15 protein-coding genes and 1 pseudogene are annotated in these 13,895 nt (G+C 64.8%); 14 read left to right on the plus strand and 2 right to left on the minus strand.

Annotated features, from left to right (window positions below):
• Window positions 1-160: 160 nt before the first annotated feature.
• From glyA to NT26_RS05735, 4 genes are read left to right on the plus strand one after another with little or no spacing between them, the layout of a single operon-like run.
• Window positions 161-1,450 (plus strand): serine hydroxymethyltransferase, encoded by a 1,290-nt coding sequence (gene glyA, locus NT26_RS05720; RefSeq protein ID WP_052637841.1) that lies wholly within the window; start codon window positions 161-163, stop codon window positions 1,448-1,450.
• A gap of 16 nt (window positions 1,451-1,466) precedes the next feature.
• Window positions 1,467-1,946: a transcriptional regulator NrdR gene (nrdR, locus tag NT26_RS05725; RefSeq protein WP_052637842.1), complete on the plus strand. Its 480-nt coding sequence runs from the start codon at window positions 1,467-1,469 to the stop codon at window positions 1,944-1,946.
• 4 nt (window positions 1,947-1,950) lie between these two features.
• Entirely contained in the window at window positions 1,951-3,042 is a 1,092-nt protein-coding gene (gene ribD, locus NT26_RS05730) for a bifunctional diaminohydroxyphosphoribosylaminopyrimidine deaminase/5-amino-6-(5-phosphoribosylamino)uracil reductase RibD (RefSeq protein ID WP_052637843.1), read from the plus strand.
• Window positions 3,042-3,665, plus strand: coding sequence for a riboflavin synthase (locus tag NT26_RS05735; protein ID WP_052637844.1), 624 nt, complete (start codon window positions 3,042-3,044; stop codon window positions 3,663-3,665). The genes ribD and NT26_RS05735 overlap by 1 nt, the downstream gene beginning before the upstream one ends.
• An 18-nt stretch (window positions 3,666-3,683) precedes the next feature.
• On the opposite strand, the gene NT26_RS05740 is transcribed toward NT26_RS05735, so the two are convergent.
• The gene (locus NT26_RS05740) at window positions 3,684-4,334 is read right to left on the minus strand and encodes a glutathione S-transferase family protein (protein ID WP_052637845.1); all 651 of its coding nucleotides are present in this window, start codon (window positions 4,332-4,334) and stop codon (window positions 3,684-3,686) included.
• A 170-nt stretch (window positions 4,335-4,504) separates the two neighbouring features.
• On the opposite strand from NT26_RS05740, the gene NT26_RS05745 reads away from it, so the two are divergent.
• The 9 genes and pseudogenes from NT26_RS05745 to NT26_RS05785 all read left to right on the plus strand — a co-directional run bounded on the left by NT26_RS05745 (window position 4,505) and on the right by NT26_RS05785 (window position 12,552).
• Window positions 4,505-4,972 (plus strand): group III truncated hemoglobin, encoded by a 468-nt coding sequence (locus NT26_RS05745; protein WP_052637846.1) that lies wholly within the window; start codon window positions 4,505-4,507, stop codon window positions 4,970-4,972.
• Window positions 4,973-5,263: 291 nt separating this feature from the next.
• Window positions 5,264-5,716 (plus strand): nucleoside diphosphate kinase regulator, encoded by a 453-nt coding sequence (rnk, locus tag NT26_RS05750; protein WP_052637847.1) that lies wholly within the window; start codon window positions 5,264-5,266, stop codon window positions 5,714-5,716.
• Window positions 5,717-5,865: 149 nt separating this feature from the next.
• Entirely contained in the window at window positions 5,866-6,405 is a 540-nt protein-coding gene (locus NT26_RS05755) for a GreA/GreB family elongation factor (protein ID WP_052637848.1), read from the plus strand.
• 67 nt (window positions 6,406-6,472) lie between these two features.
• On the plus strand, window positions 6,473-7,369 hold the full coding sequence (locus NT26_RS05760; RefSeq protein ID WP_052637849.1) for a DMT family transporter: 897 nt from the start codon (window positions 6,473-6,475) through the stop codon (window positions 7,367-7,369).
• Window positions 7,370-7,560: 191 nt separating this feature from the next.
• Window positions 7,561-7,910, plus strand: a pseudogene (locus NT26_RS05765) (DUF2200 domain-containing protein).
• A 170-nt stretch (window positions 7,911-8,080) separates the two neighbouring features.
• Window positions 8,081-8,536: a 6,7-dimethyl-8-ribityllumazine synthase gene (gene ribH, locus NT26_RS05770; protein WP_052637850.1), complete on the plus strand. Its 456-nt coding sequence runs from the start codon at window positions 8,081-8,083 to the stop codon at window positions 8,534-8,536.
• Between the two features lie 4 nt (window positions 8,537-8,540).
• On the plus strand, window positions 8,541-9,020 hold the full coding sequence (gene nusB, locus NT26_RS05775) for a transcription antitermination factor NusB (protein ID WP_052641908.1): 480 nt from the start codon (window positions 8,541-8,543) through the stop codon (window positions 9,018-9,020).
• A 22-nt stretch (window positions 9,021-9,042) separates the two neighbouring features.
• A complete protein-coding gene (locus tag NT26_RS05780) occupies window positions 9,043-10,266 on the plus strand; it encodes an MFS transporter (protein ID WP_052637851.1) in 1,224 nt (407 codons plus the stop codon).
• A 147-nt stretch (window positions 10,267-10,413) separates the two neighbouring features.
• Window positions 10,414-12,552 (plus strand): sodium-translocating pyrophosphatase, encoded by a 2,139-nt coding sequence (locus NT26_RS05785; RefSeq protein ID WP_052637852.1) that lies wholly within the window; start codon window positions 10,414-10,416, stop codon window positions 12,550-12,552.
• Window positions 12,553-12,631: 79 nt separating this feature from the next.
• Here NT26_RS05785 and NT26_RS05790 read toward each other — a convergent pair whose 3' ends face one another.
• Window positions 12,632-13,093, minus strand: coding sequence for an outer membrane protein assembly factor BamE (locus NT26_RS05790; RefSeq protein WP_235864212.1), 462 nt, complete (start codon window positions 13,091-13,093; stop codon window positions 12,632-12,634).
• A 262-nt stretch (window positions 13,094-13,355) separates the two neighbouring features.
• On the opposite strand from NT26_RS05790, the gene NT26_RS05795 reads away from it, so the two are divergent.
• Entirely contained in the window at window positions 13,356-13,892 is a 537-nt protein-coding gene (locus NT26_RS05795; protein ID WP_052637854.1) for a ubiquinol-cytochrome C chaperone family protein, read from the plus strand.
• The last annotated feature ends 3 nt before the right edge of the window (window positions 13,893-13,895 follow it).

Consider the following 13,895-nt stretch of genomic DNA (forward strand, 5'->3'; position numbering starts at 1 on the left):
ATCCCGAGACATTCGAAGCCGCGGCGGGATGCCGCGGCTTTTCGCGTCTTGGGGTACAGGGGCGTAACACTTCAAATCACGTGCGCCGTATTGCCGAATTCCGGGCCACCCGTTAAGACGCGGGGGCACAAGCATCCCGACCCCTTGAGGAGCCCTGCCAATGTCGAATACCGACGCCTTCTTCTCCCGCCCGCTTGCCGAATCCGATCCGGAGATCTTTGGCGCGATCGAGAAGGAGCTTGGTCGCCAGCGCCACGAGATCGAGCTGATCGCCTCCGAGAACATCGTCTCCCGTGCCGTGCTCGAAGCCCAGGGCTCGATCATGACCAACAAGTATGCCGAGGGCTATCCGGGCAAACGCTATTATGGCGGCTGCCAGTTCGTGGACATCGCCGAGGAACTGGCGATCGAGCGCGCCAAGAAGCTCTTCGGCGTCAACTTCGCCAACGTCCAGCCGAATTCCGGTTCGCAGATGAACCAGGCGGTGTTCCTGGCGCTCCTGCAGCCCGGCGACACATTCATGGGGCTCGACCTCAACTCGGGCGGTCACCTGACGCATGGCTCGCCGGTGAACATGTCCGGCAAATGGTTCAACGTCGTCTCCTACGGCGTGCGCGAGGACGACCACCAACTCGACATGGATGAAGTCGCCCGCAAGGCCGAGGAGCACAAGCCGAAGCTGATCATCGCCGGCGGCACCGCCTATTCGCGCGTCTGGGACTGGAAGCGTTTCCGCGAGATCGCCGATTCTGTCGGCGCATACCTCATGGTCGACATGGCCCATATTGCCGGCCTGGTCGCGGGCGGCGTGCATCCGTCGCCGTTCCCGCATTGCCATGTCGCCACCACGACGACCCATAAGTCTCTGCGCGGCCCGCGTGGCGGCATGATCCTGACGAACGACGAGGATCTGGCGAAGAAGTTCAACTCCGCCGTCTTCCCCGGACTCCAGGGCGGCCCGCTGATGCACGTGATCGCCGCCAAGGCGGTTGCTTTCGGCGAAGCACTGAAGCCGGAGTTCAAGGATTACGCCGCGCAGATCGTCAGGAACGCCAAGGTCCTCTCCGAGACCCTCGTCAAGGGCGGCCTCGACATCGTTTCCGGCGGTACCGACAACCACCTGATGCTGGTCGACCTGCGCAAGAAGAACGCCACCGGCAAGCGCGCGGAGGCGGCACTTGGGCGCGGCTACATCACCTGCAACAAGAACGGCATTCCATTCGATCCGGAAAAGCCCTTCATCACCTCCGGCATCCGTCTGGGCACCCCGGCGGGGACGACGCGCGGCTTCAAGGAGGGCGAGTTCACCGAGATCGGCAACCTGATCGTCGAGGTCCTCGACGGACTGAAGGCGGCCAATTCCGACGAGGGAAATGCCGCGGTCGAGGCGGCGGTACGCGAGAAGGTCGTGGCGCTGACCGACCGCTTCCCGATGTACCCTTATATGTGAAGCTGAAGGAGCGGGAATGCGCTGCCCCTATTGCGGTTCTGAGGACACTCAGGTCAAGGACTCGCGCCCGGCGGAGGACAACACCTCCATCCGCCGGCGGCGCATCTGCCCCGATTGCGGTGGACGCTTCACTACCTTCGAGCGGGTGCAACTGCGCGAACTGATGGTCTTGAAGAAGACCGGCCGCAAGGTGCCCTTCGACCGCGACAAGCTGGTGCGCTCCTTCCAGATCGCGCTGCGCAAGCGGCCGGTCGACGGCGATCGGATCGAGCGGGCCGTCTCCGGTATCGTCCGTCGGCTGGAAAGCTCGGGGGAGACGGAGATCTCATCCGAACAGATCGGCCTGCAGGTGCTGGAGGCATTGAAGAGCCTCGATGACGTCGCCTTCGTCCGCTACGCCTCGGTCTACCGGGATTTCTCCCATGCGGAGGACTTCGAGAAGGTGATCGAGGAGATCAACGCCAAGATCGCCCGCGATCCCGGGCTCGAGCCCTGATCCCGTGAGCGTGACGCCACAGGACCGGCGATTCATGGCGGCTGCCATGCGGCTGTCGCGCTGGCACACCGGGCTGACCGCCACCAATCCCTCTGTTGCCGCACTTGTCGTGAAGGATGGCGCCATCGTCGGCCGCGCCGTGACCGCACCTGGCGGCCGGCCCCATGCGGAAACGCAGGCGCTCTCCGAAGCCAGCGAGAAGGCGAGGGGGGCGACCCTCTACGTCACGCTCGAGCCCTGCTCGCACCACGGCAAGACCCCGCCCTGTGCCGATGCCATCACCGCCGCCGGCGTCGCCCGCGTCGTCGTCTCGCTGACCGATCCCGATCCGCGCGTTTCCGGCCGCGGCCTTGCCATCCTTCGCGATGCCAGCATTGTGGTGGAAAGCGGCGTCCTCGAGGAGGAGGGGCGCAGAACCCTCGCCGCCTACCTCATGCGCCAGACGAGGGGCCGGCCGCGAGTGACTCTGAAGCTTGCGGTTTCCGCGGACGGCATGATTGGCAGGAGAGGCGAGGGCCAAGTCGCCATCACCGGTCCCGCCGCCCGCGCCCAGGTGCATGTGCTGCGCGCAGAGATGGACGCCATCCTCGTCGGCATCGGCACGGCGCTCGCCGACGATCCTCAACTTACCTGCCGAACGCCAGGTCTCGAAGCCCGCTCGCCGCTCCGCATTGTACTGGATCGCCGGATGGAACTGCCGCCGATCTCGAAGCTCGTGCGATCGGCCAGCAACGTGCCGGTACTCGTGGCGTCCATTGCTGGTCCCTCGGCATCATCTGAGCTGAACGCGCGCCGCGCCGCGCTCGCCGATGCCGGCGTCGGGCTCCTCGAAACCGAGACGCTCTCCACGTTCCTCTCGGGGCTCGCTGTCCGCGGCATTTCCTCGCTGCTGGTCGAGGGTGGCGCCGGCGTCGTCCGGGGCTTTCTCGCAGCCGGCCTCGTGGACCGCATCCTCCTCTTCGAAGGCGCAGCCACGGTGGGCGAGGGTGGCCTTGCATCGCCGCTCACGCGTGCCGATATGCCGGACGGCTTCCGCCTCCAGCGCGAATATGCGTTCGGGCCCGATCGGCTCTTCGACTACGAAAGGTTTTCCTGATGTTCACGGGTATCGTCACCGATGTCGGCACGGTTTCCAGCGTCATGCCGATGGATGAGGGCGTGCGGCTGAGGATTGCCACCGCCTATGACCCGAGGACCATCGAGATCGGCGCCTCCATCGCCCATTCCGGCGTCTGCCTCACCGTGACGGCGCTGCCGGGCGAGGGGGAGAATGCCCGCTGGTTCGAAGTCGAGGCGTGGGAGGAGGCGCTCAGGCTCACCACCATCGCTGGCTGGAGCGAGGGCACGCGCGTCAACCTGGAGCGGGCGCTGAAGATCGGCGATGAACTCGGTGGCCACATCGTCTCCGGCCATGTCGACGGCAAGGCCGAGATCCTCTCGGTCGAGCCGGAAGGCGAGGCCGTCCGCATCCGCCTGCGCGCGCCGGAAGCGTTCGCCCGCTTCGTTGCCCCGAAGGGTTCGGTCGCGCTGGACGGCACCTCGCTCACCGTCAACGCCGTCGACGGCGCCGATTTCGATGTGCTCCTCATCCGCCACACGCTCGCCGTCACCACCTGGGGCGACCGCAAGCCCCGCGACTTCGTCAACTTCGAAGTCGACACCATGGCGCGCTACGCCGCACGGCTGGCGGAATTTCCGGTAAAAGCGTTGGAAGCCTGACGCGGCCCGGCCTCATCCTCAGTCCTTCGCGCTGGCGAGGAACACCGCCCGCTGCGCCTCGAAAGCCCGCCGGTAGGCGGGACGGGCCTGACCGCGCGTCACATAGGCCGCAAGGTTCGGAAACTCCTCCAGAAGCCCCGCGCCCTCCAGCCGCCGCAACACGGTCACCATCAACAGGTCCGCCGCGCTGAAGGCGCCGTCCAGCCACTCCGCATCGCCGAGCCGGGCGGAAAGCTGGCCAAGGCGCCGGCGGATGCGATCTTCCACCATGCCGAGGCGCTCCTGGTACCAGCTCCGGTCGCCCTCCTGGTACCCCGCCATCTCGCGCTCGACGATCACCGGCTCCATGGTGCTGAGCGCCGCAAACATCCAGCTGATCGCCCGTGCACGGGCCTCCGAATCCTTCGGCAAGAGCCCCGGATGCTGCTCGGCGATATGCAGCACGATCGCTCCGGTTTCGAACAGGGCAAGCCCGTGCTCTTCATAGGTCGGGATTTGCCCGAATGGCTGGAGCGCCAGATGCGCCGGCTCCTTCATCGCCTGAAACGACAGCAGGCGAACTTCGTATGGTAACCCTACCTCTTCGAGCGCCCAGCGTACCCGCATGTCGCGGGCATGGCCCCGGCCGCGATCAGGTGAGCTTGCGAATGCCGTGATGGTGATGCTCATCCCTGCCTCCTGTGGTTTCCCGGAAGACGGCCGGCGAGGACGCATTCCGACATCCGGCGCCATCGGCGAAAGGCAGTCCGGCCGGGGCACGTCGTCGCAACAGTCTCCCCCGCTCTTCGCAAACCCGCTGCGATCCCTTATCTAGGGCGCAACAGACAGGACCCGTTATCATGCATCCCGATCTCAATGCCAGAGCGGCCCATTCCGCCGCCATCCGCGAGCGTGCCGCCGCCGAGATGAAGGCGATCGGCGTCGACGAGGCGTTCATCTCGAAGCTCGTCAATACCTTCTACGGCCGCGTGCTGGCCCACCCCGAACTTGGCCCGGTCTTTGATGCGCGGCTTGCAGGCCGCTGGCCGCAGCACATGGAGAAGATGAAGGCCTTCTGGTCTTCCGTCGCCTTCCGCAGCGGCGCCTATGGCGGCAAGCCGGTCCAGGCCCATCTTGGCGTCGCCAACATGACGCCGGACCTCTTTCCGCAATGGCTGTCGTTGTTTGCTGACACCCTCGATGACATCGCCCCGAGCGAGGAAGCCAAGGCCTGGTTCATGGCGACCGCCGAGCGCATCGCCAGGAGCCTGACGCTGTCGCTTTTCTACAATCCCGCACTCGACGATCCGGCCCTGCGCCGAAGCTGATCGATCCTCGGCGGCCGCCCGCGCAAGGCGGCCTTTGCTTGACTTCCATGCCCGAAGGGCCCATGTTCGAGCCATGTTGACCGAGCGCCTCGATAACCGTTTCAAGCGGGTGTGCCTCATCGCAGGCACCTGACCCCCGGCTCGGTCGCGTCGCGCCCCGGCCGTGGGGCGCATAGGCGGCTTTTCCGCGAAATCCGGCGAAGCCTGCCCTTGGGGGCGACAGTCAATTTTCCACATCAACAGTCACCGCAGCGCAATCTCGCCTGCGTACAAGTCAGCGAGGATCCAGCAATGGCTCCCAACAAGAACACACGCCGCAAGCCGGCCATCAATGTCACCCAGTCGGATCACGAGCGGCTGTCGCGTCTCGCCGAGGCGCATGCCGATCGCAATCCCGACGTCTCCGAAGAGCTTCTGGCCGAACTGGACCGCGCACGCGTCGTGCAGGACGGGAAGATCGGCGCAGATGTCGTGCGCATGGGCTCGACCTTGCGCTTCACCAGCGATCTTGGCGAGGACCGCACCGTCACGCTCGTCTTTCCGGGCGAAGCGGATATCGCAGCCGGCAAGATTTCCATCCTCACCCCTATCGGTGCGGCCCTGATCGGGCTATCGGCGGGCCAGTCGATCGACTGGACGGCGCGAGACGGCCGCGTCCACCGCCTCACCGTAGAGACTGTGCAGGCGCCGGCGGAAAGCCAGGCCGCCTCTGCCGCCCCAGCGGAGCTGCGGCCGGCGTCATGATCCGCGTTCTGCCGCCTTGCCGCCTCTCGCTCTACGGAGGCTGCCTCATCGCAGGATAGTTGCCCCTGCACCGCGTTTCGCGCGGGCAGGGGATCTCCCGTTCATGATCAAATGTGCGCGCTCCCCCCGGAGCAAAGGAGAACTGCGATATGTCCAAGGACAACATCATCCTCACCACGAAGGATTTCACCATACTGGAAGCCATCTCCGACAACCCGCGGGTCAGGACGGACCTGCTCGTCCCGCATATCCGCCGCAAGCTCGGTGCTGCGATCGTTGTTTTCCGCCAGGACCTGCCGGAAGGGGTGGCGAGCGTCAACAGCCGCGTCACCTTCCGAGTCGATGGCGGTGCGACCGATACTCGGGTTCTCTCGACCGGACAGGTCGAGGCGCCGGTCGGCATGTTCCTGCCGATCACCACGCCGAGAGGCCTGGCGCTGCTAGGTCTTTCCGAGGGCCAGGAGGCGGTTGTGGACAATACCGACGGACGCGCGGAACGGATCGTACTCGAGAAGGTGGAATACCAGCCCGAAGCGGCACGGCGAGAGCGCATGGCTGCAAAGAGCGAGCCCGCCTCCACGCAGCACAAGCCGTTGCTTCGCGTGGTGTCCGGCGGCATGAAGGACGTGCGCCGCCCCGTCCCAGTGATGTCGGACGGTTTTGACGACCCGGGCCCGTCGGCCGCTTGAGCCGCGCCAGCCTGGCATGACGCGGGCCAGGAAGGCCCGCGTTTCCATCAGAGTAAGAAGGAACAGCATGTCTACGAACCTCACCCCGGCGCAAGGCACGCGCTCCACCGACTTCGCGCAGGGGCTCGCCTGGATGGGGCTCAGCATGGCCTCCTTCATCGGCATGTCGGTTGGCTCCCGCGAACTGGCGGCAACCCTTTCCATCCAGCAGGTGCTCTTCTTCCGCGCCCTCGTCGGCCTCTTCGTCATCCTCGCGCTCGGGCGGGCGCTGCTGCCGGAATTGCGCGGGCTGAAGATGGTCCGGCTGCATGTCCTGCGCAATGTGGTGCACTTCTTCGCCCAGTATCTCTGGACGATCGGCATCGTGCTGCTGCCGCTCGCCTCGGTCTTCGCGCTCGAATTCACCATGCCGATCTGGGTCGCCTTCTTCGCCTTCCTGTTCCTGAAGGAAAGGCTGACGACGCCGCGCATCCTCGCCACCATCGGCGGCTTCATCGGCGTCCTCGTCATCGTCCGCCCCGGCCTCGGCATGGTGGATCCCGCAGCCGGGCTGGTGCTGATCGCCGCCGCCGGTTATGGCCTGTCGCTTATCCTCGTGAAGCAACTGACGCGCGAGGTCTCGCCCGGCGCCATCGTCGTCTGGATGATCCTGATCCAGCTGCCGCTCGGCTTCCTCGTCTCGCTCACCGATTGGCGTCCCGTCAGCTTCACCGACATCCCGTGGATGCTGGTTGCCGGCATCGGTGCGCTCGCCGCCCACTACTGCCAGGCCCAGGCCCTGAAGCGCCTCGACGCCTCCGTCGTCATGCCGATCGATTTCCTGCGTGTGCCCATGGCCGCCGTCGTCGGCTACTACGCCTATGCCGAAGCCATCGACCTCTGGGTCTTCCTCGGCGGCGGCATCATATTATTCTCGAACTACCGCGCCGTCATGGCCGAGCGCCGGGCTGCGATGGCCGGATAAAGGGCTGCTTTCAGGCAGCATTCCTGGAGGGCCGGCTTTCCCTGTGGTCTCAGAGTGAGGGGCGAGGAACGTCCTTTACCGCCCGCCCGTCGTCATCCTCGGCTTGACCCGAGGACATGGACGTCCGTTTCGACTAATTTCGCGACTTCAGGCGTGTATGCGTTGAAAGACCACTCTTCCTGGAGGGCAGCATGAGCGGACACAGGGTCTATGGCGTCAGCGTCGCGAGCGTCTATCCGCTTTACGTGGCCAAGGCGGAGAAGAAGGGGCGGACTGGAGCCGAGGTCGACGAGATCATCTGCTGGCTGACCGGCCATGACCGCGACAGCCTGAAAGCGGAACTGGAGGCAAGTACCTCTTTCGAGAATTTCTTCGCCAGGGCGCCGCGATGAACCCGTCGCGCAGCTTGATCAAGGGCGTCGTCTGCGGCGTCCGCGTCGAGGATATCGAAGAGCCGACCATGCGCGAGATACGCTATCTCGACAAGCTGGTCGATGAGCTCGCCAAGGGCAAGGCGATGGAGAAGATCCTGCGGGGATAGCGCTCAAAGCTTCGCGGATGCCGGCGCGAAGAAGTGCCGGTCTTCATCCTGGCCCAGGCGCTGCGGCATCCGGGGAGCAGCCATGCGGGAAAAGTGCTTGCCTTCCTGCCACCGCCGTGGTTTGACCCGCGCCATTCCGATTTGCACGCCCTTTCCGCCAAGGTTGCCTGATGTCCGACACGTCCAAGCCCCATCTCCTGATCGTCGAGGCCCGTTTCTATGACGATATGTCCGACGCGCTGCTCGACGGGGCGACCTCGGCGCTGAAGGATGCCGGCGCCACCTGGGATGTGGTCACCGTTCCCGGTGCGCTCGAAATCCCGCCGGCGATCGCCATGGCGCTCGACGCGGCTGAGAACGACGGCACCCATTACGACGGCTTCGTCGCGCTCGGCATGGTTATTCGCGGCGAGACATACCATTTCGATATCGTGGCCAACGAATCCTCCCGCGCCCTGATGGATCTTGCCGTCTCGGAATCGCTGGCGATCGGCAACGGCATAATGACGGTCGAGAACGAGGAGCAGGCCTGGGCGCGGGTGCGTCGCTCCGACAAGGACAAGGGCGGCTTTGCCGCACGTGCGGCGCTAGCGATGATCGCGCTGCGCGAAAAGCTGAATGGTTGATCCGATGACGAACGACGAAAAACCGGCGGTGAAGCCCGCGAACCAGCGGGGTGCCGCGCGCCTCGCCGCCGTGCAGGCGCTCTACCAGATGGACGTCGGCGGCGCCGGCGTGCTGGAGGTGGTCGCCGAATACGAGGCCCATCGCCTCGGCCAGGAACTCGACGGCGACACCTACCTGAAGGCGGACGCCTCCTGGTTCCGCTCGATCGTCTCCGGCGTCGTGCGCGATCAGGTGAAGATCGACCCGGTTGTGCGCTCGGCCCTGCAGAACGACTGGCCGCTGTCGCGGCTGGATTCCACGCTCCGCGCCATCCTGCGCGCCGGTACTTTTGAGATCCTCGAGCGCAAGGATGTGCCGATCCCGGTGATCGTCACCGAATACGTCGAGATCGCCCAGGCCTTCTTCGAGGGCGAGGAGCCGAAGATCGTCAACGCGGTACTTGACCGGATCGCCAAGCAGGTTCGCGGCCAGGCGGCAAAATAGCACAACAGGAAAGACGGCGGAGATGGACGGCAGCGTGGAGGGACTTCAGGGACAGCTCAAGGCCGCCAAACGCAACGTCTTCCTGCTGTCGACAGTTCAGGCGCTGCTCGGCGCCGCGCCGCCGCTCACCTTCGCCCTCGGCGGTCTTGCCACCTATCAGATGCTGGGCGAGGACAAGTCGCTGGCCACAGCTCCATTGACCGGCTTCAATGTCGGTGTGGCCTTGGGCGCCGTCGCCGTCGCGATTGCGTCGCGGTTCCTTGGGCGACAGGCGGGCTTCATGCTGGGGGCGCTGATGGGCGCCGTCGGGGCAGGGGTCGCGGCCGTCGCTCTCTTCCGCAGCGATTTCTGGCTCTTCGCCATCGGCCTGATGATGATCGGCATCTCAGGCGGCTTCACCCAGAAGATCCGTTTCGCCGCCGCCGATGTCTCACCGAGCTTCTACAAGCCGAAGGCGATCTCCTGGATCCTCGCCGCCGGCATCGTCTCCGCCATTCTCGGGCCGCAGCTGGCGATCTGGTTCAAGGACCTCTTCGAGCCCGTCGGCTTTGCCGGCGCCTTCGTGGCGCTCATCCCGCTCAGCCTCGTCGCCATTCTGATCCTTGCGGCGCTGAGGTTGCCGGAGGCGGGGGTGAGGACCGCGGAGGATGCGCCGGTGCGCCCGCTCCGGGAGATCGTGCTGACGCAACGCTTCATCACCGGCATGGTCTGCGGCATCGGCTCCTATGCGCTGATGACCTTCATGATGACCGGCGCGCCGCTTGCCATGGTGATCGGCTGCGGCTTCTCCACCGAGCTCGCGACGCTCGGCATCCAGTGGCACGTGCTCGCCATGTTCGCGCCGAGCTTCTTCACCGGCATGCTGATCACCCGCTTCGGAACCGAGAAGGTGGTCGCAGCCGGCCTCGTCATCCTCATGGCCTGCGCCGTCGTTGCCCATATGGGCATCGAGCTCTGGAACTTCTGGGGCGCCCTGGTGCTGCTCGGCATCGGCTGGAATTTCGGCTTCATCGGCTCCACTGCCATCGTCGCCTCCAGCTACCGTCCGCATGAGGCAGACAAGGTCCAGGGCTTCCACGACATCATCCTCTTCGGCACCGTGGCGCTCTCCTCCTTCTCGTCGGGCAAGGTCTTCACCGCCTGGGGCTGGGAGGCGATGAACCTCGTCATCTGGCCCGTCACCATCCTCTGCCTCGTGCTCATCTTCCTCCTGATGCGCCGGACTGCCGCGACAAAAGCGGCGTAAGCCTCTTGCTTTTCTAGGGCTTGACGCAACCTCATCTCCGCCGCAATCTCCCTCCCGCATGGCAACCCTTGGTTTCCTTGGGAGGGGAGGTGGTTGCCGGTTCATGCTGCGAGGGGACTCGTCGGCAAAAGGGAGAGGAAGAAGCGAATGACCGTAATTTTCGGTGTGATCCTGTGCGGCCTGCTGTCCGTCGCGTATGCCGTCTGGGCAACGCAGAGCGTGCTGGCCGCTGATCAGGGCAATGCCCGCATGCAGGAAATAGCAGGCTATATCCGGGAAGGGGCGCAGGCCTATCTCACTCGGCAATACATGACCATCGCCATCGTCGGCGCGGTCGTCACCGTGCTTACATGGCTGCTCCTCTCCGGAACGGCCGCCATCGGCTTCGTCATCGGCGCAGTGCTCTCCGGGGCGGCCGGCTTCATCGGCATGCACGTCTCCGTCCGCGCCAATGTCCGCACCGCCCAGGCTGCTTCGCAGAGCCTGTCGGCAGGCCTCGACATCGCCTTCAAATCCGGGGCCATCACCGGAATGCTGGTGGCCGGTCTCGCGCTTCTCGGCGTATCCATCTACTACTGGATACTGGTCTCGGCGCTCGGCCATGAAAGCGGCTCGCGCGAAGTCATCGACGCGCTGGTGGCGCTCGGCTTTGGTGCCTCGCTCATCTCGATCTTCGCCCGTCTCGGCGGCGGCATCTTCACCAAGGGTGCAGATGTCGGCGGCGACTTGGTTGGCAAGGTGGAAGCCGGCATTCCCGAGGACGATCCGCGCAACCCGGCAACGATCGCCGACAACGTCGGCGACAATGTCGGCGACTGCGCCGGCATGGCCGCCGACCTCTTCGAGACCTATGCCGTCTCCGTCGTCGCCACCATGGTGCTCGCCGCGATCTTCTTCGCCGGTGCGCCGGTGCTCGGAAGCGCGATGGTCTATCCGCTCGCCATCTGCGCCGCCTGCATCGTCACGTCGATCATCGGCACATTCTTCGTCAAGCTCGGCACGAACGGGTCGATCATGGGCGCCCTCTACAAGGGCTTGATCGTCACCGGTCTGCTGTCGATCATCGGACTGGGAGCAGCGACTTCGTTCACGATCGGCTGGGGCTCGATCGGCACGGTCGCCGGCATGGATATCACCGGCACCAATCTCTTCCTCTGCGGCATCCTTGGCTTGGTCGTCACGGCCCTGATCGTGGTCATCACCGAATACTACACCGGTACCAACAAGCGGCCGGTCAATTCCATCGCCCAGGCCTCGGTCACCGGCCACGGCACCAACGTCATCCAGGGCCTCGCCGTCTCCCTGGAATCGACGGCACTGCCGGCAATCGTTATCGTCGCCGGCATCATCTCGACCTACCAGCTCGGTGGCCTGTTCGGTACCGGCATCGCGGTCACCGCCATGCTCGGCCTCGCCGGCATGATTGTCGCACTCGACGCCTTCGGCCCCGTCACGGACAATGCCGGTGGTATCGCGGAAATGTCCGGCCTGCCGTCCGACGTGCGCAAGTCGACGGATGCGCTTGATGCAGTCGGCAACACCACCAAGGCCGTCACCAAGGGTTACGCAATCGGCTCGGCCGGCCTCGGTGCGCTGGTGCTCTTTGCCGCCTATTCGAACGACCTTGCCTACTTCGCGGCCAATGGCGATCGCTACCCGTATTTCGCAGATATGGGCGACATTTCGTTCAGCCTGTCCAACCCCTATGTGGTGGCTGGGCTGATCTTCGGGGGTCTCATCCCCTACCTGTTCGGCGGTATCGCCATGACCGCGGTTGGCCGGGCTGCCGGCTCCATCGTCGAGGAAGTGCGCAAGCAGTTCCGCGATAATGCAGGCATCATGCAGGGAACGGTGAAGCCGGATTACGGCCGGGCGGTGGATATCCTCACGAAGGCGGCGATCCGGGAGATGATCATCCCGTCGCTGCTGCCGGTTCTGGCGCCGATCGTCGTCTATTTTGGCGTGCTGCTGATCTCCGGCTCGAAGGCCTCGGCGTTCGCCGCACTCGGTGCCTCGCTGCTGGGCGTCATCGTCAACGGCCTCTTCGTGGCGATCTCCATGACCTCCGGCGGCGGCGCCTGGGACAATGCGAAGAAGAGCTTCGAGGACGGCTATGTCGACAAGGACGGTACGCGCCATATGAAGGGCTCGGAAGCGCACAAGGCCTCCGTTACGGGTGACACCGTCGGCGACCCCTACAAGGACACCGCGGGTCCTGCCGTGAACCCGGCGATCAAGATCACCAACATCGTGGCGCTGCTGCTTCTGGCGGTCCTCGCCGGCTGATGGGCCGACCTTGAACGACGAAAGGGCCCGCGGATCGCTCCGCGGGCCCTTTCGTTTCTTTGATTCTATGGCGCGGTGGTCACCGGCCGAGGTTCTGGAAGAGGCTTCGCGCCGCGTTCGCGTTCCCGGCCCCGCCGGCGCCGGAAAGCAGCTGCTGCAGGAATGTCAGGTCGCGGCCGCCTGTCGGCGTCGTGCGTGAGATCGTGTCGAACACCTTGCCGTCCTGCAGCGTGTAGTTCGCCTTGTTGGCGACGACGCCGTCCTTGTCGAAGTAGATGGCGAGCACGGTCTGCTCCACGAGGCGCGGCTTCATGAATGCCACCGGCCGCTCCCGCTTCTGCGAGATGTAGTAGAAGACTTCGCTGTCGAAGGTGGCGGTGGTGGAAGGCGTGCCCATTGTCAGCAGAACCTGCTCGCGGCTCGATCCGACCGGAATGAGTGCCAGCGACTCCTGGTCGATGACATAGCCATTGTACATCGTCTGGCCGATATCCATGGACGTGCAGCCGGTGACTGCGGTCGATGCGATGATGGCCGCCATTGCGGTTCTGCTCAACAACTTCATTTCAGACCTTAACACCCGCCTTGAGAGACTTCCCCGAACTTCGCCTTGCGGCCTTCGCCGTCGTCTGCTGGCCATATCATTGTGGCTATTCCGGGGACATGGCTCGAGACCAGGTTCCGGCCTGATGCGGAAGTGACCGCTGCGGACGACATGCGTAACGGCGTTGCAATTCGTGCATGCTTCGGTAAACCAGCTTTCGTTTCCATGCAACAGATGGAGACCAAACACGAGAGTTCTCATGATCTTCGGCCTGTTCCGCAAGAAAAAACAAAACCAGCCGATCGTCGATCGCCAGTACGCCTCCTTGACATCGACTGCACGCGATCCCTTCTTCTACACGGACCTCGGCGTGCCGGACACGGTCATGGGCCGATTCGAGATGCTGTCGATCGCGATGATCCTGTTTTTCCGCCGCACTGCCAGTTCTGCGGTGAGCGGGCAGGAACTGGCACAGGAGATCATCGACGCCTTCTTTCAGGACCTCGATCATTCGATCCGGGAACTGGGCATTGGCGACCCGGGCGTTCCGAAGAGGATGAAGAAGCTCGCCGGCATGTTCTACGGGCGGCTGGAAAGCTACGCTGCAGCCCTGGACGCCACCGATCGAGATGCACTGGCCGCGGCACTGGCGAGAAACATCCATCCGCAGTCTGCCGAGCATCCGCCGATGGATGGTCTGGCGGGCTGGATGATCGCTGCAGAGAAGGCGCTTGTCGCCGTTTCGGAAGAAGAGATCGCCCGCGGTGGGGCAGTGCTGTCGCCGCCGGGCAAGTGAGGA

The organism is Pseudorhizobium banfieldiae (assembly GCF_000967425.1).
GTDB lineage: Bacteria > Pseudomonadota > Alphaproteobacteria > Rhizobiales > Rhizobiaceae > Neorhizobium > Neorhizobium banfieldiae.

Excerpts from the sequence above, each read along its gene's own strand:
- glyA (WP_052637841.1), top strand. The coding sequence starts at position 161 with ATGTCGAATACCGACGCCTTCTTCTCCCGCCCGCTTGCCGAATCCGAT.
- nrdR (WP_052637842.1), top strand. The coding sequence starts at position 1,467 with ATGCGCTGCCCCTATTGCGGTTCTGAGGACACTCAGGTCAAGGACTCG.
- NT26_RS05735 (WP_052637844.1), top strand. The coding sequence starts at position 3,042 with ATGTTCACGGGTATCGTCACCGATGTCGGCACGGTTTCCAGCGTCATG.
- NT26_RS05740 (WP_052637845.1), bottom strand. The coding sequence starts at position 4,334 with ATGAGCATCACCATCACGGCATTCGCAAGCTCACCTGATCGCGGCCGG.
- NT26_RS05745 (WP_052637846.1), top strand. The coding sequence starts at position 4,505 with ATGCATCCCGATCTCAATGCCAGAGCGGCCCATTCCGCCGCCATCCGC.
- rnk (WP_052637847.1), top strand. The coding sequence starts at position 5,264 with ATGGCTCCCAACAAGAACACACGCCGCAAGCCGGCCATCAATGTCACC.
- NT26_RS05755 (WP_052637848.1), top strand. The coding sequence starts at position 5,866 with ATGTCCAAGGACAACATCATCCTCACCACGAAGGATTTCACCATACTG.
- NT26_RS05760 (WP_052637849.1), top strand. The coding sequence starts at position 6,473 with ATGTCTACGAACCTCACCCCGGCGCAAGGCACGCGCTCCACCGACTTC.
- ribH (WP_052637850.1), top strand. The coding sequence starts at position 8,081 with ATGTCCGACACGTCCAAGCCCCATCTCCTGATCGTCGAGGCCCGTTTC.
- nusB (WP_052641908.1), top strand. The coding sequence starts at position 8,541 with ATGACGAACGACGAAAAACCGGCGGTGAAGCCCGCGAACCAGCGGGGT.
- NT26_RS05780 (WP_052637851.1), top strand. The coding sequence starts at position 9,043 with ATGGACGGCAGCGTGGAGGGACTTCAGGGACAGCTCAAGGCCGCCAAA.
- NT26_RS05785 (WP_052637852.1), top strand. The coding sequence starts at position 10,414 with ATGACCGTAATTTTCGGTGTGATCCTGTGCGGCCTGCTGTCCGTCGCG.
- NT26_RS05790 (WP_235864212.1), bottom strand. The coding sequence starts at position 13,093 with ATGGCGGCCATCATCGCATCGACCGCAGTCACCGGCTGCACGTCCATG.
- NT26_RS05795 (WP_052637854.1), top strand. The coding sequence starts at position 13,356 with ATGATCTTCGGCCTGTTCCGCAAGAAAAAACAAAACCAGCCGATCGTC.